The sequence below is a fragment of the Pseudomonas sp. FR229a genome (assembly GCF_030209115.1).
Lineage (GTDB): Bacteria > Pseudomonadota > Gammaproteobacteria > Pseudomonadales > Pseudomonadaceae > Aquipseudomonas > Aquipseudomonas moraviensis_A.
In genome coordinates, this window is the sequence record NZ_JARVSP010000006.1 from 69,847 (window position 1) to 90,376 (window position 20,530).

Sequence of the window (20,530 nt, forward strand, 5' to 3'; positions counted from 1 at the left end):
AGTCGTATCAGACTAAAGATGTAGTGCTTTAAAAAAAGCACTACAAAACGTTTGACGACGCGAAAAAGCGAGGGCATGATGGCCTCGCTCCCGCTAATCAGAGGCCCTGGCAAGGGCCTTCGAAGCGCCGTTCGCACCTACCCCGCGAACCGTTTCGTGTCTGTACCGCCCACAAGGTGTGTTTGACGAGGTTGCCGACTGGAACGAAGTTGTCCCGAGGGACGGAAGCGTATTTAGGTAACCCGGCTTCACGCTGTTGTCCGTATGAAGGCCCACGACGCCCGCATGCGCCCCGCAGTCCGCCACTACCTGCTCACTTCCCCTCGAGCCCATCGTTCATCCCGTCGCCTACCCCGCCGAATCCGACTTGACCACCAGGCTTCTGGTCAGCGAGCGCAGGAATTTTCCACCGCAGAACAACTTTTCATAAAAGACGCGACGAGGTTTATCTCCATGGCACTGACACGCGAACAGCAAATTGCAGCCCTCGAAAAAGACTGGGCCGAGAACCCGCGCTGGAAAGGCGTGACTCGCACTTACTCCGCTGCTGACGTGGTCCGTCTGCGTGGCTCGGTTCAGCCTGAGCACACCTTCGCGAAGATGGGCGCCGAGAAGCTGTGGAACCTGGTGACCCAAGGTGCCAAGCCGTCCTTCCGTCCAGAGAAAGATTTCGTCAACTGCATGGGCGCCTTGACCGGCGGCCAGGCTGTTCAGCAGGTTAAAGCCGGTATCCAGGCGATCTACTTGTCCGGCTGGCAGGTGGCTGCGGACAACAACTCCGCCGAATCGATGTACCCGGACCAGTCGCTGTACCCGGTTGACTCGGTGCCAACCGTGGTCAAGCGCATCAACAACTCGTTCCGTCGTGCCGACCAGATCCAGTGGAAAGCCGGCAAGAACCCGGGCGATGAAGGCTACATCGACTACTTCGCGCCAATCGTGGCAGACGCTGAAGCCGGTTTCGGCGGCGTACTCAACGCTTACGAACTGATGAAGAGCATGATCGAAGCGGGCGCCGCCGGCGTTCACTTCGAAGACCAACTGGCTTCGGTGAAGAAATGCGGGCACATGGGCGGCAAGGTTCTGGTGCCAACCCAGGAAGCCGTACAGAAGCTGACCGCTGCCCGTCTGGCCGCTGACGTTGCCGGTACGCCGACCATCATTCTGGCCCGCACCGACGCCAACGCGGCTGACCTGCTGACCTCCGACTGCGACCCGTACGATCAGCCATTCGTGACCGGCGAGCGTACTCAGGAAGGTTTCTATAAGGTACGTGCCGGTCTGGATCAAGCGATCGCCCGTGGCCTGGCTTACGCGCCGTACGCCGACCTGATCTGGTGCGAAACCGCCAAGCCGGACCTGGAAGAAGCCCGTCGCTTTGCTGAAGCGATCAAGAAGGAGTACCCGGATCAGTTGCTGTCGTACAACTGCTCGCCTTCCTTCAACTGGAAGAAGAACCTGGACGACGCCACCATCGCCAAATTCCAGCGCGAACTGTCCGCCATGGGCTACAAGCACCAGTTCATCACCCTGGCCGGCATTCACAACATGTGGCACAGCATGTTCAACCTGGCGCACGACTACGCCCGCAACGACATGACGGCCTACGTGAAGCTGCAAGAGCAGGAATTCGCTGACGCCGCCAAAGGCTACACCTTTGTGGCGCACCAGCAGGAAGTGGGCACCGGCTACTTCGACGACATGACCACCGTGATCCAGGGCGGCTCGTCCTCGGTGACCGCGCTGACCGGCTCGACCGAAGAAGAACAGTTCCACTGATAGCGCTTCGCTGAGCAAACGGCCTTTGCGGATCGAACAAAAGCTAACCGCAGAGCCGCAAGATTGACGCCCCGACTGGATCGGGGCGTTTTTTTTGCTTTCGATTTGATGGACACCACGACCCCCTGTGGGAGCGAGCTTGCTCGCGATAGCGGTTTATCAGTTAACTCATGTGCTGGCTGACAGACCGCCATCGCGAGCAGGCTCACTCCTACAGGGGATCTGTGGCGTGGGCGTGAAACATTGATCTGAAGCGGTACAAGCGTCAGAAATTTCCGCTAAAACCGTAGGCTTCGCTACTTGCAGTAACGCGCAAGTAAGACAACTTCCCAACCACTCACTCGTTAAACAGTTACAAAACCACTGCAAACGATATCAATTATCATTCAGCAGCAACTATGTTCGTTACAAACCCTACAAAACATAATTGATGGAAACCCGGCTAATGCCCGCAACGCATGGGCCGCAGGGCTGTGAGCAAGCGCTATGTCCTTAATCCGGTAAATAATTTCGCCTTTGGAATTTTACTTGCCGGGTGTTTAGCCATAAAATCAGCCCGATTGATTGCTGCGACATATCGTCACTGCCTTATTTCTTTATCAAGCTCAGAGACCTTTGCTCTCTGTTAAGGATTACCAGCATGCCCGAAGCGACAGGACTCATGGCCCACAACTGGGGCTTTGCCATTTTCCTTCTGGGTGTCGTCGGCCTGTGTGCCTTCATGCTTGGCGTCTCCAGCCTCCTCGGGTCAAAAGCCTGGGGTCGCAGCAAAAACGAACCGTTCGAGTCGGGCATGCTACCTACCGGTGGCGCCCGCTTGCGGCTCTCAGCCAAATTCTATCTGGTCGCGATGCTCTTCGTGATCTTCGATATCGAAGCCCTCTTTCTCTTTGCATGGTCTGTGTCCGTCCGCGAAAGCGGCTGGACCGGATTCGTCGAAGCTCTCGTTTTCATAGCAATTCTGTTGGCAGGTCTTGTCTACCTGTTCCGAGTGGGCGCCCTTGACTGGGCTCCGGAAGCTCGTCGCAAGCGGCAGGCGAAGCTGAAACAATGAGGCTTTGGCAATGCAATACAATCTCACCAGGATCGACCCCGATGCTCCTAACGAGCAGTATCCGATTGGCCAGCGGGAAACCGTTGCCGATCCGTTAGAAGATCAAGTCCACAAAAACATTTTCATGGGCAAGCTGGAAGACGTGCTGAGTGGCGCGGTCAACTGGGGACGTAAGAACTCCCTGTGGCCGTACAACTTCGGCCTGTCGTGCTGCTACGTGGAAATGACCACCGCCTTCACGGCGCCCCACGACATCGCGCGCTTTGGCGCCGAAGTGATCAGGGCCTCGCCGCGTCAGGCCGACTTCATGGTTATCGCCGGTACCTGCTTCATCAAGATGGCGCCGATCATTCAGCGTCTCTACGAGCAAATGCTCGAACCGAAATGGGTCATCTCCATGGGTTCGTGCGCCAACTCCGGCGGCATGTACGACATCTACTCCGTGGTTCAAGGCGTAGACAAGTTCCTGCCCGTGGACGTCTACGTACCTGGCTGCCCGCCCCGTCCGGAAGCATTTCTGCAAGGCTTGATGCTGTTGCAGGAATCGATTGGACAGGAGCGTCGTCCGCTTTCCTGGGTCGTTGGTGATCAAGGCGTGTATCGCGCCGACATGCCATCGCAGAAGGAACAGCGCCGCGAACAGCGAATCGCAGTCACCAATCTGCGCAGCCCTGACGAAGTCTGATCCAGTTCTGTTCCAAGTAACGAGAAGCTGGCTTCATTCTTTACGTTGACCGAAAGCGAAAAAATAACCATGACTACAGGCAGTGCTCTGTACATCCCGCCTTACAAGGCAGACGACCAGGATGTGGTCGTCGAACTGAACAACCGTTTTGGCGCCGAAGCGTTTACCGCGCAGGCAACCCGCACCGGCATGCCGGTGCTGTGGGTGGCCCGCGCCAGACTGGTTGAAGTCCTGACTTTCCTGCGCAACCTGCCCAAGCCGTACGTCATGCTCTATGACCTGCACGGCGTGGACGAGCGCCTGCGCACCAAGCGTCAAGGGCTGCCGACCGGCGCCGATTTCACCGTGTTCTATCACCTCATGTCGCTGGAGCGTAATAGTGACGTGATGATCAAGGTGGCCTTGTCCGAAGGCGACCTCAGCATGCCTTCCGTCACCAGCATCTGGCCGAACGCCAACTGGTACGAGCGCGAAGTCTGGGACATGTTCGGCATCGACTTCAAAGGCCACCCGCACCTGTCGCGCATCATGATGCCGCCGACCTGGGAAGGTCACCCGCTGCGCAAGGACTTCCCGGCGCGCGCCACCGAATTCGATCCGTACAGCCTCAACCTCGCCAAGCAGCAGCTTGAAGAGGAAGCCGCGCGTTTCCGTCCCGAAGACTGGGGCATGAAGCGTTCCGGTGCCAACGAGGACTACATGTTCCTCAACCTCGGCCCGAACCACCCTTCCGCGCACGGTGCGTTCCGCATCATTCTGCAGCTGGACGGCGAAGAGATCGTCGACTGCGTCCCGGACATCGGTTACCACCACCGTGGCGCCGAGAAGATGGGCGAACGTCAGTCCTGGCACAGCTACATTCCGTACACCGACCGCATCGACTACCTCGGCGGCGTGATGAACAACCTGCCGTACGTGCTCTCGGTCGAGAAACTCGCCGGCATCAAGGTGCCGCAGAAGGTCGACGTCATCCGCATCATGATGGCCGAATTCTTCCGTATCACCAGTCACCTGCTGTTCCTTGGCACCTACATCCAGGACGTCGGCGCCATGACGCCGGTGTTCTTCACTTTCACCGACCGCCAGAAGGCGTACACGGTGATCGAGGCGATCACCGGTTTCCGTCTGCACCCGGCCTGGTACCGCATCGGTGGCGTCGCACACGACCTGCCGCGCGGCTGGGAAAAACTGGTCAAGGATTTCGTCGAGTGGATGCCCAAGCGCCTGGACGAATACACCAAGGCCGCCCTGCAGAACAGCATCCTCAAGGGCCGTACCGTCGGCGTCGCTGCCTACAACACCAAAGAGGCCCTGGAATGGGGCGTCACCGGTGCCGGCCTGCGTTCGACCGGTTGCGATTTCGACCTGCGCAAGGCGCGTCCGTATTCGGGCTACGAGAACTTCGAATTCGAAGTGCCGCTGGCCGTCAACGGCGATGCCTACGACCGCTGCATGGTTCGCGTCGAAGAGATGCGCCAGAGCATCAAGATCATCGATCAATGCATGCGCAACATGCCGGAAGGCCCGTACAAGGCGGATCACCCGCTGACCACGCCGCCACCGAAAGAGCGCACGCTGCAGCACATCGAAACCCTGATCACGCACTTCCTCCAGGTTTCGTGGGGCCCGGTCATGCCGGCCAACGAATCCTTCCAGATGATCGAAGCGACCAAGGGCATCAACAGTTATTACCTGACGAGCGACGGCGGCACCATGAGCTACCGTACCCGGATCCGTACTCCGAGCTTCCCGCACCTGCAGCAGATCCCTTCGGTGATCAAAGGCAGCATGGTCGCGGACTTGATTGCGTACCTGGGTAGTATCGACTTCGTTATGGCCGACGTGGACCGCTAAGCATGAACAGCACGCTTATCCAGACAGACCGTTTCACCTTGAGTGAAACCGAGCGCTCGGCCATCGAGCACGAGCTGCATCACTACGAAGACCCGCGCGCGGCGTCGATCGAAGCCCTGAAGATCGTTCAGAAGGAACGCGGCTGGGTGCCGGACGGCGCCCTGTACGCGATTGGCGAGATCCTCGGCATCCCGGCCAGCGACGTTGAAGGCGTGGCGACGTTCTACAGCCAGATCTTCCGTCAGCCGGTCGGCCGCCACATCATTCGCGTCTGCGACAGCATGGTCTGCTACATCGGCGGCCACGAGTCGGTGGTCAGCGAAATCCAGAACAATCTGGGCATCGGCCTGGGTCAGACCACCGCCGACGGTCGTTTCACCCTGCTGCCTGTCTGCTGCCTCGGCAACTGCGACAAGGCACCGGCGCTGATGATCGACGACGACACCTTTGGCGACGTGCAGCCTGCTGGCGTGGCCAAACTGCTCGAGGGCTACGTATGACCCTGACATCTTTCGGTCCTGCCAACCGCATTCAGCGGTCGGCCGAGACGCATCCCCTGACCTGGCGTCTGCGCGATGACGGCGAAGCCGTGTGGCTCGACGAGTACCAGGCCAAGAACGGTTACGCTGCCGCGCGCAAAGCCTTCGCCGACATGGATCAGGACGCCATCGTCCAGACCGTGAAAGACGCCGGCCTCAAGGGTCGCGGCGGTGCCGGCTTCCCCACTGGCGTGAAGTGGGGCCTGATGCCCAAGGACGAATCCATCAACATCCGCTACCTGCTGTGCAACGCGGATGAAATGGAGCCGAACACCTGGAAAGACCGCATGCTGATGGAGCAACTGCCCCATCTGCTGATCGAAGGCATGCTGATCAGTGCCCGCGCACTGAAAACCTACCGTGGCTACATCTTCCTGCGCGGCGAATACACCACCGCCGCCAAGCACCTCAACCGTGCCGTGGAAGAAGCCAAGGCGGCCGGCCTGCTGGGCAAGAACATTCTGGGCAGCGGTTTCGATTTCGAACTGTTCGTCCACACTGGCGCCGGGCGTTACATCTGCGGTGAAGAAACCGCCTTGATCAACTCCCTCGAAGGCCGCCGTGCCAACCCGCGCTCCAAGCCGCCCTTCCCTGCCGCCGTCGGTGTGTGGGGCAAGCCGACCTGCGTGAACAACGTCGAAACCCTGTGCAACGTGCCGGCGATCATTGCCGACGGCGTTGACTGGTACAAATCGTTGGCCCGCGAAGGCTCCGAAGACATGGGCACCAAGCTCATGGGCTTCTCCGGCAAGGTCAAGAATCCGGGCCTGTGGGAACTGCCATTCGGCGTCACCGGTCGCGAGCTGTTCGAAGACTACGCCGGCGGCATGCGCGACGGCTTCAAGCTCAAGGCCTGGCAGCCGGGGGGCGCCGGTACCGGTTTCCTCCTGCCGGAGCACCTCGACGCACAAATGTACGCCGGCGGCATCGCCAAGGTTGGCACCCGGATGGGTACCGGCCTGGCGATGGCGGTGGACGACAGCGTCAACATGGTCTCGCTGCTGCGCAACATGGAGCAGTTCTTCGCCCGTGAATCCTGCGGTTTCTGCACCCCGTGCCGCGATGGTCTGCCATGGAGCGTCAAGCTGCTGATGGCCATCGAACAAGGCAAGGGCCAGCCAGGCGACATCGAGACCCTGCTGGGTCTGGTCGGTTTCCTTGGCCCGGGCAAAACCTTCTGTGCTCACGCACCGGGTGCCGTGGAGCCGCTGGGCAGCGCCATCAAATACTTCCGTCCAGAGTTCGAAGCCGGTATCGCGCCTGTCAGCGCCGCCGTCCCGCCTCTGGCAAGGCCGATCGTAGTCGGCGCGTAAACGCTTAAGAAGGCGAAGGGTCCGTGCCCTTCGCCTTTCGTCCGATGACGCCCTTCGGGGCTGTTTGGATTCGGACGCATAACAAGATTCCATTAGCCACGCCCGCTGACACCGGGCCAACGAAGACCTTTGAACCATGGCCACTATCCACGTAGACGGCAAAGCGCTCGAAGTCGACGGGGCAGACAACCTGTTACAGGCATGTCTGTCGCTGGGCCTCGACATTCCATATTTCTGCTGGCACCCCGCGCTTGGTAGCGTCGGGGCCTGCCGCCAGTGCGCGGTCAAGCAGTACACCGACGAGAACGACACCCGTGGTCGCATCGTCATGTCCTGCATGACCCCAGCCACCGACAACACCTGGATCTCCATCGACGATGAAGAATCCAAGGCGTTCCGCGCCAGCGTTGTCGAATGGCTGATGACCAACCACCCGCACGACTGCCCGGTGTGCGAGGAAGGCGGTCACTGCCACCTGCAAGACATGACAGTGATGACCGGCCACAACGAGCGCCGCTATCGCTTCAGCAAGCGCACCCACCAGAACCAGCAACTGGGCCCGTTCATTTCCCACGAAATGAACCGCTGCATCGCTTGCTACCGCTGCGTGCGTTTCTACAAGGACTATGCCGGCGGCACCGACCTCGGCGTGTTCGGCGCCCACGACAACGTGTACTTCGGTCGCGTTGAAGACGGCACCCTCGAGAGCGAATTCTCCGGCAACCTCACCGAGGTCTGCCCGACCGGTGTGTTCACCGACAAGACTCACTCCGAGCGCTACAACCGCAAGTGGGACATGCAGTTCGCGCCGAGCATCTGCCACGGCTGCTCGAGCGGTTGCAACATCTCCCCGGGCGAGCGTTACGGTGAACTGCGTCGTATCGAAAACCGCTTCAACGGTTCGGTGAACCAGTACTTCCTCTGCGACCGTGGCCGTTTCGGCTACGGCTACGTCAACCGTACCGACCGTCCACGTCAGCCGCTGCTGGCCGATGGCACCAAGCTCAGCCTCGACGCGGCGCTGGATAAAGCCGCCGACCTGCTGCGCGGGCGCAACATCGTCGGTATCGGTTCGCCGCGTGCCAGCCTCGAAAGCAACTACGCGTTGCGCGAACTGGTCGGCGCCGAGCACTTCTACTCGGGTATCGAAGCCTCCGAGCTGGAGCGCATCCGTCTGGTCCTGCAGGTGCTGAACGACAGCCCGCTGCCTGTGCCGAACATGCGCGACATCGAAGACCACGACGCGATCTTCGTCCTCGGCGAAGACCTGACCCAGACCGCTGCGCGCATGGCGCTGGCCCTGCGTCAGTCGGTCAAGGGCAAGGCTGAAGACATGGCCGAAGCCATGCGCGTCCAGCCTTGGCTCGACGCGGCGGTGAAGAACATCGGCCAGCACGCGCTGAACCCGCTGTTCATCGCCAGCCTGGCGGAAACCAAGCTCGATGACGTCGCTGAAGAATGCGTACACGCCGCTCCGGATGACCTGGCACGCATCGGTTTCGCCGTGGCTCACGCGCTGGATGCCAGTGCTCCGGCCGTCGAAGGCCTGGACGCTGAAGCCCTGGAACTGGCGCAGCGCATCGCCGACGCCCTGCTCGCCGCCAAGCGCCCGCTGATCATCGCCGGTACTTCGCTGGGTTCCAAAGCCTTGATCGAAGCCGCCGCGAACATCGCCAAGGCCCTGAAGCTGCGCGAGAAGAACGGTTCGATCAGCCTGATCGTGCCGGAAGCCAACAGCCTCGGTCTGGCCATGCTCGGTGGCGAATCGGTCGACGCCGCGCTGCAAGCGGTCATCGATGGCAAGGCGGACGCGATCGTCGTGCTGGAAAACGATCTGTACACCCGCACTGCCAACGCCAAGGTCGATGCTGCACTGAACGCCGCTAAAGTGGTGATCGTCGCTGACCATCAGAAAACCGCCACCACTGATCGCGCGCACCTGGTTCTGCCAGCGGCAAGCTTCGCCGAGGGCGACGGTACGCTGGTCAGCCAGGAAGGTCGCGCCCAGCGCTTCTTCCAGGTTTTCGATCCGCAGTACATGGACGCAAGCATTCTGGTTCACGAAGGCTGGCGCTGGCTGCACGCCCTGCGCTCGACCCTGCTGAACCAGTCGATCGACTGGACGCAACTCGACCACGTCACCGCGGCCGTGGCTTCGAGCACCGCACAGCTGGCGCGCATCGTAGATGCTGCACCGTCGGCTGCGTTCCGCATCAAGGGTCTGAAACTGGCGCGTGAGCCGCTGCGTTATTCCGGTCGCACCGCGATGCGCGCCGACATCAGCGTTCACGAACCGCGCACCCCGCAAGACCAGGACACCGCGTTCGCCTTCTCCATGGAAGGTTACTCGGGCTCTGCCGAACCGCGTCAGCAGGTGCCATTCGCATGGTCGCCGGGCTGGAACTCGCCACAAGCGTGGAACAAGTTCCAGGACGAAGTCGGTGGTCACCTGCGCGCTGGCGATCCGGGCACACGCCTGATCGAAAGCACTGGCGACTCGCTGAACTGGTTCGCCGCTGCGCCGCGTGCCTTCAACCCGGCGCCGGGTACCTGGCAAGCCGTGCCGTTCTTCCACCTGTTCGGCAGCGAAGAGAACTCGTCGAAAGCCGCCCCGGTGCAAGAACGCATTCCGGCGCCATATGTGGCTCTGGCGAAATCCGAAGCCGACCGCCTCGGTGTCAACGACGGTGCTCTGCTGAGCCTGAACGTGGCCGGCCAGACCCTGCGTCTGCCGCTGCGAATCAATGAAGAACTGGGCGCCGGTCTGGTGGCATTGCCTGCGGGCATCGCCGGCATTCCACCGGCATTCGCCGGCGTGTCCGTCGACGGTCTGCAGGAGGCAGCGCAATGACCTGGTTCACCCCTGAAGTGATCGATGTGATCCTGACGGTCATCAAAGCCATCGTGATCCTGCTGGCCGTGGTGGTCGCGGGCGCCTTGCTCAGCTTTGTCGAACGTCGCCTGCTGGGCTGGTGGCAGGACCGTTACGGTCCGAACCGCGTTGGCCCGTTCGGCATGTTCCAGATCGCCGCCGACATGCTGAAGATGTTCTTCAAGGAAGACTGGACCCCGCCGTTTGCCGATAAGGTGATTTTCACCCTGGCGCCGGTGGTGGCCATGTCCGCCCTGCTGATCGCCTTCGCGATCATCCCGATCACCCCGACCTGGGGCGTGGCGGATCTGAACATCGGCCTGCTGTTCTTCTTCGCCATGGCCGGTCTGTCGGTGTACGCCGTGCTGTTCGCCGGCTGGTCGAGCAACAACAAGTTCGCCCTGCTCGGCAGCTTGCGTGCCTCGGCGCAGACCGTGTCCTACGAAGTGTTCATGGGCCTGGCCCTGATGGGCATCGTGGTCCAGGTCGGCTCGTTCAACATGCGCGACATCGTCGAGTACCAGGCGCAGAACCTGTGGTTCATCATTCCGCAGTTCTTCGGCTTCTGTACCTTCTTCATCGCTGGCGTCGCCGTGACTCACCGTCACCCGTTCGACCAGCCGGAAGCAGAACAGGAACTGGCCGACGGTTACCACATTGAATACGCCGGTATGAAATGGGGCATGTTCTTCGTCGGTGAATACATCGGCATCATCCTGATCTCGGCGCTGCTGGTCACCCTGTTCTTCGGTGGCTGGCACGGTCCGTTCGGCATCCTGCCGCAACTGTCCTTCGTCTGGTTCGCACTGAAGACCGCGTTCTTCATCATGCTGTTCATCCTGCTGCGCGCTTCCATCCCGCGTCCGCGTTATGACCAGGTGATGGATTTCAGCTGGAAATTCTGCCTGCCACTGACCCTGATCAATTTGCTGGTGACCGCTGCGGTTGTGTTGTTGAACACGCCTGCGGTTGCGGTTCAGTGAGGATTTGACCCATGTTCAAATATATTGGCGACATCGTTAAGGGTACCGGTACCCAGTTGCGCAGCCTGGTCATGGTCTTCGGCCATGGCTTTCGCAAGCGCGACACCCTGCAATACCCCGAGGAGCAGGTCTACCTGCCGCCGCGTTACCGTGGCCGCATCGTCCTGACCCGCGACCCCGATGGCGAAGAACGCTGCGTAGCCTGCAACCTGTGCGCCGTGGCCTGCCCGGTGGGTTGCATCTCGCTGCAGAAAGCTGAAACCGAAGACGGTCGCTGGTACCCGGACTTCTTCCGGATCAACTTCTCGCGCTGCATTTTCTGCGGTCTCTGCGAGGAAGCCTGCCCGACCACCGCGATCCAGTTGACCCCGGATTTCGAGATGGCCGAGTTCAAACGTCAGGACCTGGTGTACGAGAAAGAAGATCTGCTGATCTCCGGCCCCGGCAAAAACCCTGATTACAACTTCTATCGTGTTGCAGGTATGGCAATCGCTGGCAAGCCGAAAGGCGCTGCGCAGAACGAAGCCGAACCGATCAACGTGAAGAGCTTGCTGCCTTAAGGAAGAACGATGGAATTCGCTTTCTATTTCGCATCGGGTATTGCTGTGGTGTCCACGCTGCGTGTGGTCACCAACACCAATCCCGTGCACGCCCTGCTCTACCTGATCATCTCGTTGATCGCCGTGGCCATGACCTTCTTCGCCCTCGGTGCGCCGTTCGCCGGTGTGCTGGAAGTGATCGCCTACGCCGGCGCCATCATGGTGCTGTTCGTGTTCGTGGTGATGATGCTCAACCTCGGCCCGGCCTCGGTGCAGCAGGAACGCACCTGGCTCAAGCCCGGCATCTGGGCAGGACCGGTGATTCTCGCCGCGCTGCTGCTGGCCGAACTGCTGTATGTGCTGTTCGCTCACCAGAGCGGCCAGGCCATCGGCCACACCACCGTAGACGCGAAAGCCGTGGGCATCAGCCTGTTCGGCCCGTACCTGCTGGTGGTCGAACTCGCCTCGATGCTGCTGCTCGCCGCAGCCGTCACGGCGTTCCATTTGGGCCGTAACGAGGCGAAGGAGTAAGACATGCCTGCTATCCCTCTCGAGCATGGACTGGCGGTTGCCGGCATCCTGTTCTGCCTTGGTCTGGTCGGCCTGATGGTCCGCCGCAACATTTTGTTCGTGTTGATGAGTCTGGAAGTGATGATGAACGCCTCTGCCCTGGCCTTCATCGTTGCGGGCGCCCGCTGGGCGCAGCCGGATGGACAGATCATGTTCATCCTGGTGATCAGCCTTGCAGCGGCGGAGGCCAGTATTGGCCTGGCGATCCTGCTGCAACTGTATCGCCGCTTCCACACGCTCGATATCGACGCTGCCAGTGAGATGCGCGGATGAACCTGATCTTTCTTACTTTCGTATTCCCTCTGATCGGTTTCCTGCTCCTGTCGTTCTCCCGTGGACGCTGGTCGGAAAACCTCTCGGCGCTGATCGGCGTGGGTTCCATTGGCTTGTCGGCGATTGTCGCTGCCTACGTCATCTGGCAGTTCAACGTCGCACCACCGGAAGGCGGTCACTACACCCTGGTGCTGTGGCAGTGGATGGTGGTGGAAGGCTTCAAGCCTGACTTCGCCCTCTACGTCGACGGCCTGTCGATCACCATGCTCGGCGTGGTGGTGGGCGTCGGTTTCCTGATCCACCTGTTCGCGTCCTGGTACATGCGCGGTGAAGCGGGCTACTCGCGCTTCTTCTCGTACACCAACCTGTTTATCGCCAGCATGCTGTTCCTGGTGCTCGGCGATAACCTGTTGTTCCTGTACTTCGGCTGGGAAGGCGTGGGCCTGTGCTCGTACCTGTTGATCGGTTTCTACTACAGCAATCGCAACAACGGTAACGCCGCACTCAAGGCTTTCATCGTCACCCGCATCGGCGACGTGTTCATGGCCATCGGCCTGTTCATCCTGTTCCAGCAAGTGGGCACGTTGAACATTCAGGAACTGCTGGTGCTGGCACCGCAGAAATTCCAGGTCGGCGACTTCTGGATCACCCTGGCAACGCTGATGCTGCTGGGTGGTGCGGTCGGTAAATCGGCGCAACTGCCGCTGCAAACCTGGCTGGCGGACGCGATGGCCGGTCCTACTCCGGTTTCGGCACTGATCCACGCCGCAACCATGGTGACCGCCGGTGTCTACCTGATCGCCCGTACTCACGGCCTGTTCACCCTGGCGCCGGAAATCCTGCACCTGGTGGGCATCGTCGGTGGCGTGACTCTGGTTCTCGCAGGCTTCGCCGCGCTGGTACAAACCGACATCAAACGTATCCTCGCCTACTCGACCATGAGCCAGATCGGCTACATGTTCCTGGCGCTGGGCGTGGGTGCATGGGATGGCGCGATTTTCCACCTGATGACCCACGCCTTCTTCAAGGCCCTGCTGTTCCTGGCTTCCGGTGCGGTGATCGTTGCCTGCCACCACGAGCAGAACATCTTCAAGATGGGCGGTCTGTGGAAGAAACTGCCACTGGCCTACGCCAGCTTCATCGTCGGTGGTGCTGCGCTGGCCGCTCTGCCACTGGTCACCGCGGGCTTCTACTCCAAGGACGAAATTCTTTGGGAAGCGTTTGCCAGCGGTAACCACGGTCTGCTCTACGCAGGTCTGGTCGGTGCGTTCATGACTTCGCTGTACACCTTCCGCCTGATCTTCATCACGTTCCACGGTGAAGCCAAGACCGAAGCCCACGCCGGTCACGGTATCGCTCACTGGCTGCCGCTGTCGGTGCTGATCGTGTTGTCGACTTTCGTCGGCGCCATGATCGTGCCACCGCTGCACGGCGTTCTGCCAGAAAGCGTTGGCCATGCCGGCGGCGAAGCCAAGCACAGTCTGGAAATCGCCTCGGGCGCCATCGCCTTGGCCGGTATCCTGCTGGCAGCGCTGCTGTTCCTCGGCAAGCGTCGCTTCGTCACGGCGATCGCCAACAGCGGCATCGGCCGTTTCCTTTCGGCCTGGTGGTTCGCTGCCTGGGGCTTCGACTGGATCTACGACAAACTGTTCGTCAAGCCGTACCTTGCGATCAGCCATGTACTGCGCAAAGACCCGCTCGACCAGACCATCGGTCTGATCCCGCGTATGGCCAAGGGTGGTCACACCGCCCTGAGCCGCACCGAGACCGGTCAACTGCGTTGGTACGCTGCTTCGATGGCTGCGGGTGCCGTGCTGGTGATCGGCGCCATCGTGCTGGTAGCGGTCTGATATGAACCTTGCGAATTTGCGAAAGGAAACGAGCCCGTCATGATTCTGCCTTGGCTAATCCTGATCCCCTTCATCGGCGGCCTGCTGTGCTGGATGGCTGAGCGCTTCGGCGCCACCCTCCCGCGCTGGATTGCGCTGTTGACCATGACCCTGGAACTCGCACTCGGCCTCTGGCTGTGGGCCCACGGTGACTATTCATTCGCACCGGCGCCGGGCGCCGATCCGACCTGGGCGCTTGAGTTCAAGCATGTCTGGATCCAGCGTTTCGGCATCAACGTGCACCTGGCCCTCGACGGCCTGTCGCTGTTGATGATCCTGCTGACCGGTCTGCTGGGTATCCTCTCGGTGCTCTGCTCGTGGAAAGAGATTCAACGTCACGTTGGCTTCTTCCACCTGAACCTGATGTGGATCCTGGGCGGTGTCGTCGGCGTGTTCCTCGCCCTCGACCTGTTCATGTTCTTCTTCTTCTGGGAAATGATGCTGGTGCCGATGTACTTCCTCATCGCGCTCTGGGGTCACAGTTCTTCGGACGGCAAGAAAACCCGGATCTACGCGGCGACCAAGTTCTTCATCTTCACTCAGGCTTCCGGCCTGATCATGCTGGTGGCGATCCTCGGTCTGGTGCTGGTCAACTTCAACAACACTGGCGTGATTACCTTCAACTACGCCGACCTGTTGAAAACCAAGATGTCGATGACCACCGAGTACATCCTTATGCTCGGCTTCTTCATCGCCTTCGCGGTCAAGCTGCCAGTGGTTCCGTTCCACTCCTGGCTGCCTGACGCTCACGCCCAGGCGCCGACTGCCGGTTCCGTCGACCTCGCCGGTATCCTGCTGAAAACCGCGGCCTACGGCCTGCTGCGTTTCGCCCTGCCGCTGTTCCCGAACGCTTCGGCCGAGTTTGCGCCGATCGCCATGACCCTGGGTCTGATCGGGATCTTCTACGGCGCGTTCCTCGCGTTCGCCCAAACCGACATCAAGCGTCTGATCGCCTTCTCTTCCGTTTCCCACATGGGCTTCGTGTTGATCGGCATCTACTCCGGCAGCCAACTGGCGCTGCAAGGTGCAGTGATCCAGATGCTCGCGCACGGTCTGTCGGCAGCGGCACTGTTTATCCTCAGCGGTCAGTTGTATGAGCGTCTGCACACTCGGGACATGCGTGAGATGGGTGGCCTGTGGTCGCGCATCGCCTACCTGCCGGCCATCAGCCTGTTCTTCGCTGCGGCGTCGCTGGGCTTGCCGGGTACCGGTAACTTTGTCGGCGAGTTCCTGATCCTGATCGGTTCCTTCGCCAGCGCTCCATGGGTCACGGCGATTGCCACGTCCGGTCTGGTGTTCGGTTCGGTCTACTCGCTGATCATGATCCACCGTGCCTACTTCGGCCCGTCGAAATCCGACGCGGTGCTGCATGGCATGGACGCGCGCGAACTGATCATGGTGCTCGGTCTGGCGGTGCTGCTGATTTACCTCGGCGTCTACCCGCAACCGTTCCTCGACACCTCTGCCGCCACCATGCATGGCGTGCAGCAGTGGCTCGGCACCGCCTTCTCTCAACTCGCTTCGGCCCGGTAAGAGCGCTATGGAATTCACGATTCAACACTTTATTGCGCTTGCGCCACTGTTGATCACCAGCCTCACCATTATCGTGGTGATGCTGGCAATCGCCTGGCGCCGCAACCACTCGCAGACCTTCCTGATTTCGGTGGCGGGTCTGAACCTGGCCCTGCTGTCGATCCTGCCGGCCCTGAAAGTCGCGCCTCTGGCCGTGACCCCATTGCTGCAGATCGATGCCTTCGCCTGCCTGTACATGGCGATGATCCTGGTTGCCACCCTCGCCTGCGTCACCCTCGCCCACGCCTACCTCGGTGATGGCGGTTCGGGTTACCCGGGCAATCGCGAAGAACTGTACCTGCTGATCCTGATGGCCGCCGCCGGTGGTCTGGTCCTGGTCAGCGCGCAACATCTGGCCGGTTTGTTCATCGGTCTGGAATTGCTCTCGGTACCGGTCTACGGTCTGGTGGCTTACGCCTTCTTCAACAAGCGTTCGCTGGAAGCCGGCATCAAGTACATGGTGCTGTCGGCCGCCGGTTCCGCGTTCCTGCTGTTCGGTATGGCGCTGCTGTACGCCGACGCCGGTTCGCTGAGCTTCGTCGGCATCGGTCAGGCCCTGGCCGCGACCGGTCTGCCTAGCCCGCTGGCGCAACTGGGCCTGGGCATGATGCTGATAGGTCTGGCGTTCAAGCTGTCGCTGGTTCCGTTCCACTTGTGGACGCCGGACGTTTACGAAGGTGCTCCGGCGCCGGTAGCCGCGTTCCTCGCGACCGCTTCGAAGGTTGCCGTGTTCGCGGTGATGGTGCGTCTGTTCCAGCTCTCCCCTGCCGCCAGCAGTGGCGTGCTGAGCGATGTGCTCAGCGTGATCGCAGTTGCCTCGATCCTGTTCGGTAACCTGCTGGCCCTGACCCAGAGCAACCTCAAGCGTCTGCTCGGTTATTCGTCCATCGCGCACTTCGGCTACCTGCTGATCGCACTGGTGGCGAGCAAGGGTCTGGCGGTGGAAGCCATCGGCGTGTACCTGGTCACCTATGTGATCACCAGCCTCGGCGCGTTCGGCGTGATCACTCTGATGTCCTCGCCGTACAACGGCCGCGACGCTGACGCGCTGTACGAGTACCGCGGCCTGTTCTGGCGCCGTCCGTACCTGACCGCCGTGCTGACTGTGATGATGCTGTCCCTGGCCGGTATTCCGCTGACCGCTGGCTTCATCGGCAAGTTCTACATCATCGCCAGCGGCGTCGAAACGCGTCAGTGGTGGCTGGTCGGCGCACTGGTGCTGGGCAGCGCCATCGGCGTCTTCTACTACCTGCGCGTGATGGTCACCCTGTACCTGATCGAGCCAAACCTGCGTCGCCACGACGCCCAGCTGCACTGGGAACAGAAGGCAGGTGGCGTGATGCTGCTGGCCATCGCCCTGGTCGCGTTCTTCCTGGGTGTGTATCCGCAGCCGTTGCTGGTGCTGGTACAACAGGCGGGTCTGGCGGGCTGATTGCCTGGCGGGTCTGGCTACACATGAAAACGGCACCTTCGGGTGCCGTTTTTTGTTTGTACCCGGGTGCATCGCAAACCCTTGTAGAAGTGGGCCTGCTCGCGATGGTGTCATGTCAGTTGAAAATCCGCCGTCTGACCCAGCGCTTTCGCGAGCAGGCTCGCTCCCACATTGGATCAGGCTACTCAAGATCGGTGGCACCAAAAATCCCTGTGGGAGCGAGCCTGCTCGCGAAAGCGGCAGATCAGGCAGCAAAAAAACGGCACCTTCCGGTGCCGTTCGCCTTTCACACTTCCACTATCACTTACGCGCATCCGCCCACGATTTCAGCAGTTCGCTATAGCTCACGGTTTCACCCTTCGGCTTCTCGTTCGCCAGTTTCGGTTTCGGTGCGCCCGGCTGGTCGAACCAGTATTGCGCGTCGCGCTCCGGGTTCATCTTCGGCGCGCAAGTGGCCTGGGCCTTGGAGCGTTCGAGACGGGTCATGATCGCGTCCTGATCCTTGGCCAAACCATCAAGCGCCTGTTGCGGGGTCTTCTCGCCGCTGGCGGCTTCGGCGATGTGGCTCCACCACAGTTGCGCCAGACGCGGATAGTCCGGCACGTTGGTGCCGGTCGGGGTCCATTGGACGCGGGCCGGGCTGCGGTAGAACTCGACCAGACCACCGAGTTTCGGCGCCAGATCGGTCATCGCTTGCGAATTGATGTCCGACTCGCGAATCGGCGTCAGGCCGACGATGGTTTTCTTCAGCGACACGGTTTTCGAGGTGACGAACTGCGCGTACAGCCAGGCCGCCAGTTTCTGTTTCTCAGGCGTGGACTTCATGAATGTCCACGAGCCCACGTCCTGATAGCCGAGCTTCATGCCCTCCTCCCAATACGGCCCGCGTGGCGATGGCGCCATGCGCCATTTCGGCGTGCCGTCGGCGTTGACCACCGGCAGGCCCGGTTTGGTCATGTCGGCGGTGAACGCGGTGTACCAGAAAATCTGCTGGGCGATGTTGCCCTGCGACGGCACCGGACCGGACTCGGAGAAAGTCATGCCGGCCGCTTCCGGTGGCGCGTATTTCTTCAGCCAGTCGACGTATTTGGTGGTGGCGAACACCGCCGCCGGGCCGTTGGTGTCGCCGCCACGGGTAACGCTGGAGCCGACCGGGTGGCAATCTTCGACGCGGATGCCCCACTCGTCCACCGGCAAGCCATTGGGGATGCCCTTGTCGCCGCCACCGGCCATGGAGAACCAGGCATCGGTGAAGCGCCAGCCCAGCGACGGGTCTTTCTTGCCGTAATCCATGTGGCCGTAGACGCGTTTGCCGTCGATTTCCTTGACGTCTTCGCTGAAGAATTTGGCGATGTCTTCATAGGCCGACCAGTTCACCGGCACACCCAGCTCGTAACCGTACTTTTCCTTGAACTTGGCTTTCAGGTCTGCACGTTCGAACCAGTCGGCACGGAACCAGTACAGGTTGGCGAATTGCTGGTCAGGCAATTGATAGATCTTGCCGTCCGGCGCGGTGGTGAACGAGATGCCGATGAAGTCCTTGATATCGAGGGTCGGCGAGGTGAAGTTCTTGCCCTCGTTGGCCATCAGGTCGGTGATCGATTCGGTCTTGCCGTAGCGAAAGTGCGTACCGATCAGGTCGGAGTCGTTGACCCAGCCGTCATAGATGTTCTTGTCCGACTGCATCACCGTCTGCATTTTCTCGACCACGTCGCCTTCCTGCAGCAGGTCGTGGGTGAGCTTGATCCCGGTGATTTCGCTGAAGGCCTTGGCCAGTACCTTGGACTCGTATTCGTGGGTGGTCAGGGTCTCGGAAACGACCTTGATGTCCATGCCGCGAAACGGCTCGGCCGCCTTGATGAACCACTTCAATTCTTCGAGCTGCTGTTCGGCCGTCAGGGTCGAGGGCTTGAACTCGCTGCCGATCCATTTTTTCGCCGCATCTTCATAGGCGTCGGCCCAGGCAGATGCGCTCAAACCGCTGAGTGCCAGCATGGCTGCCAATGAAATGCTATGTCGCAGCTTATTGTTTTTATCGAACATAGAGACCTCCTGTTTAAGTTGTGGAGCCGCGTTGCCGAACGATTCGACTAGCCCCAACGCATCACAGCCAACAGCCACACCAGGGACAACGCGGACGCCACCCAGATGCTCCAGTCGGTGACGCCGATTACCAGCAAGTGCAGGTAGGCGCTGCCGAGAAGACCGATAAACAAGCGATCGCCACGGGTGGTGGCAATCGGCAGAAACCCGCGCCGCAGAATGCTCGGCGAGCGCAATTCCCAGGTGGTCATGCCCACCAGAATCAGACCGATGCCGATGAAGAACGCGGCGGTCGGTGTCGTCCAGCTCATCCATTCCATCATCTGTTCCTCAGACTCGACCGAGGGCAAAGCCCTTGGCCACGTGGTTGCGCACAAACCAGATCACCAGCATGCCCGGGAGGATGGTCAACACCCCCGCCGCTGCCAGCACGCCCCAATCGATCCCCGACGCCGACACCGTGCGCGTCATCACCGCGGCAATCGGCTTGGCGTTGACCGAGGTCAGCGTGCGCGCCAGCAGCAGTTCGACCCAGGAAAACATGAAGCAAAAAAACGCCGTGACACCGATGCCGGAACCGATCAACGGGATGAAAATCTTCACGAAGAACTTCGGGAAACTGTAGCCGTCGATGTAGGCCGTTTCGTCGATCTCCTTGGGCACCCCGGACATGAAGCCTTCAAGAATCCACACCGCCAGCGGCACGTTGAACAAGCAGTGCGCCAAGGCCACAGCGATATGCGTGTCGAACAGGCCGATCGACGAATACAACTGGAAAAACGGCAGCAAGAACACCGCCGGCGGCGCCATGCGATTGGTCAGCAGCCAGAAGAACAGATGCTTGTCACCGAGGAAACGATAGCGTGAAAACGCGTAAGCCGCCGGTAGCGCCACACTCAGGGAAATCACCGTGTTGAGGCTGACGTAATACAGCGAGTTCAAATAGCCGGTGTACCAGCTCGGATCGGTGAAGATCACCTTGTAGTTCGCCAGCGTGAAATCCTGTGGGAAAAGCGTCAGGCCGCCGAGGATTTCGGTGTTGCTCTTGAACGACATGTTCAGCAACCAGTAGATCGGCACCAGCAGGAACAGGATGTACACCAGCAACGGAATAAGCTTTTTCTTGCTCATGG

Annotated in this window: 17 protein-coding genes; 14 read left to right on the top strand and 3 right to left on the bottom strand. The window is 60.6% G+C overall.

Features of this window, described 5'->3' with window-relative positions:
- The first annotated feature begins 453 nt into the window (after positions 1 to 453).
- The 14 genes from aceA (at position 454) to nuoN (ending at position 17,354) form a co-directional block, all read left to right on the top strand.
- Positions 454 to 1,779 (top strand): isocitrate lyase, encoded by a 1,326-nt coding sequence (aceA, locus tag QRN33_RS04815; protein ID WP_003223815.1) that lies wholly within the window; start codon positions 454 to 456, stop codon positions 1,777 to 1,779.
- A 640-nt stretch (positions 1,780 to 2,419) separates the two neighbouring features.
- Positions 2,420 to 2,833, top strand: a complete 414-nt coding sequence (locus QRN33_RS04820; RefSeq protein ID WP_003223812.1) for an NADH-quinone oxidoreductase subunit A — start codon at positions 2,420 to 2,422, stop codon at positions 2,831 to 2,833.
- 10 nt (positions 2,834 to 2,843) lie between these two features.
- On the top strand, positions 2,844 to 3,518 hold the full coding sequence (locus QRN33_RS04825; protein WP_016775278.1) for a NuoB/complex I 20 kDa subunit family protein: 675 nt from the start codon (positions 2,844 to 2,846) through the stop codon (positions 3,516 to 3,518).
- 69 nt (positions 3,519 to 3,587) lie between these two features.
- Positions 3,588 to 5,372, top strand: a complete 1,785-nt coding sequence (gene nuoC / locus QRN33_RS04830; protein WP_042609213.1) for an NADH-quinone oxidoreductase subunit C/D — start codon at positions 3,588 to 3,590, stop codon at positions 5,370 to 5,372.
- Positions 5,373 to 5,374: 2 nt separating this feature from the next.
- Positions 5,375 to 5,872, top strand: a complete 498-nt coding sequence (nuoE, locus tag QRN33_RS04835; protein WP_003223804.1) for an NADH-quinone oxidoreductase subunit NuoE — start codon at positions 5,375 to 5,377, stop codon at positions 5,870 to 5,872.
- A complete protein-coding gene (gene nuoF / locus QRN33_RS04840; protein ID WP_064363636.1) occupies positions 5,869 to 7,224 on the top strand; it encodes an NADH-quinone oxidoreductase subunit NuoF in 1,356 nt (451 codons plus the stop codon). Before nuoE ends, nuoF begins: the two co-directional genes overlap by 4 nt.
- A 136-nt stretch (positions 7,225 to 7,360) precedes the next feature.
- Positions 7,361 to 10,075, top strand: a complete 2,715-nt coding sequence (gene nuoG / locus QRN33_RS04845; protein WP_285407433.1) for an NADH-quinone oxidoreductase subunit NuoG — start codon at positions 7,361 to 7,363, stop codon at positions 10,073 to 10,075.
- Positions 10,072 to 11,079 carry an NADH-quinone oxidoreductase subunit NuoH gene (gene nuoH, locus QRN33_RS04850; RefSeq protein ID WP_039763316.1) on the top strand — a complete coding sequence of 336 codons (1,008 nt, stop codon included), beginning with the start codon at positions 10,072 to 10,074 and terminating at the stop codon, positions 11,077 to 11,079. The genes nuoG and nuoH overlap by 4 nt, the downstream gene beginning before the upstream one ends.
- 11 nt (positions 11,080 to 11,090) lie before the next feature.
- Positions 11,091 to 11,639 (top strand): NADH-quinone oxidoreductase subunit NuoI, encoded by a 549-nt coding sequence (gene nuoI / locus QRN33_RS04855; protein ID WP_016775283.1) that lies wholly within the window; start codon positions 11,091 to 11,093, stop codon positions 11,637 to 11,639.
- 9 nt (positions 11,640 to 11,648) lie between these two features.
- Positions 11,649 to 12,149, top strand: a complete 501-nt coding sequence (gene nuoJ / locus QRN33_RS04860) for an NADH-quinone oxidoreductase subunit J (RefSeq protein WP_007951462.1) — start codon at positions 11,649 to 11,651, stop codon at positions 12,147 to 12,149.
- A 3-nt stretch (positions 12,150 to 12,152) separates the two neighbouring features.
- Positions 12,153 to 12,461: an NADH-quinone oxidoreductase subunit NuoK gene (nuoK, locus tag QRN33_RS04865; RefSeq protein ID WP_003180046.1), complete on the top strand. Its 309-nt coding sequence runs from the start codon at positions 12,153 to 12,155 to the stop codon at positions 12,459 to 12,461.
- Positions 12,458 to 14,311 (top strand): NADH-quinone oxidoreductase subunit L, encoded by a 1,854-nt coding sequence (gene nuoL, locus QRN33_RS04870; protein WP_285407434.1) that lies wholly within the window; start codon positions 12,458 to 12,460, stop codon positions 14,309 to 14,311. Before nuoK ends, nuoL begins: the two co-directional genes overlap by 4 nt.
- 39 nt (positions 14,312 to 14,350) lie before the next feature.
- Positions 14,351 to 15,883 carry an NADH-quinone oxidoreductase subunit M gene (gene nuoM / locus QRN33_RS04875; protein ID WP_042609209.1) on the top strand — a complete coding sequence of 511 codons (1,533 nt, stop codon included), beginning with the start codon at positions 14,351 to 14,353 and terminating at the stop codon, positions 15,881 to 15,883.
- Between the two features lie 7 nt (positions 15,884 to 15,890).
- Positions 15,891 to 17,354 carry an NADH-quinone oxidoreductase subunit NuoN gene (gene nuoN, locus QRN33_RS04880; protein ID WP_024013420.1) on the top strand — a complete coding sequence of 488 codons (1,464 nt, stop codon included), beginning with the start codon at positions 15,891 to 15,893 and terminating at the stop codon, positions 17,352 to 17,354.
- 300 nt (positions 17,355 to 17,654) lie between these two features.
- Here the strand turns inward: nuoN and QRN33_RS04885 are convergent, their stop codons facing one another.
- From QRN33_RS04885 to QRN33_RS04895, 3 genes are read right to left on the bottom strand one after another with little or no spacing between them, the layout of a single operon-like run.
- Positions 17,655 to 19,397 carry an ABC transporter substrate-binding protein gene (locus QRN33_RS04885; RefSeq protein ID WP_042609208.1) on the bottom strand — a complete coding sequence of 581 codons (1,743 nt, stop codon included), beginning with the start codon at positions 19,395 to 19,397 and terminating at the stop codon, positions 17,655 to 17,657.
- Between the two features lie 47 nt (positions 19,398 to 19,444).
- Positions 19,445 to 19,717 carry a DUF2160 domain-containing protein gene (locus tag QRN33_RS04890; RefSeq protein ID WP_038861868.1) on the bottom strand — a complete coding sequence of 91 codons (273 nt, stop codon included), beginning with the start codon at positions 19,715 to 19,717 and terminating at the stop codon, positions 19,445 to 19,447.
- 10 nt (positions 19,718 to 19,727) lie between these two features.
- Positions 19,728 to 20,528: a carbohydrate ABC transporter permease gene (locus QRN33_RS04895; RefSeq protein ID WP_024013421.1), complete on the bottom strand. Its 801-nt coding sequence runs from the start codon at positions 20,526 to 20,528 to the stop codon at positions 19,728 to 19,730.
- Between the last annotated feature and the right edge of the window lie 2 nt (positions 20,529 to 20,530).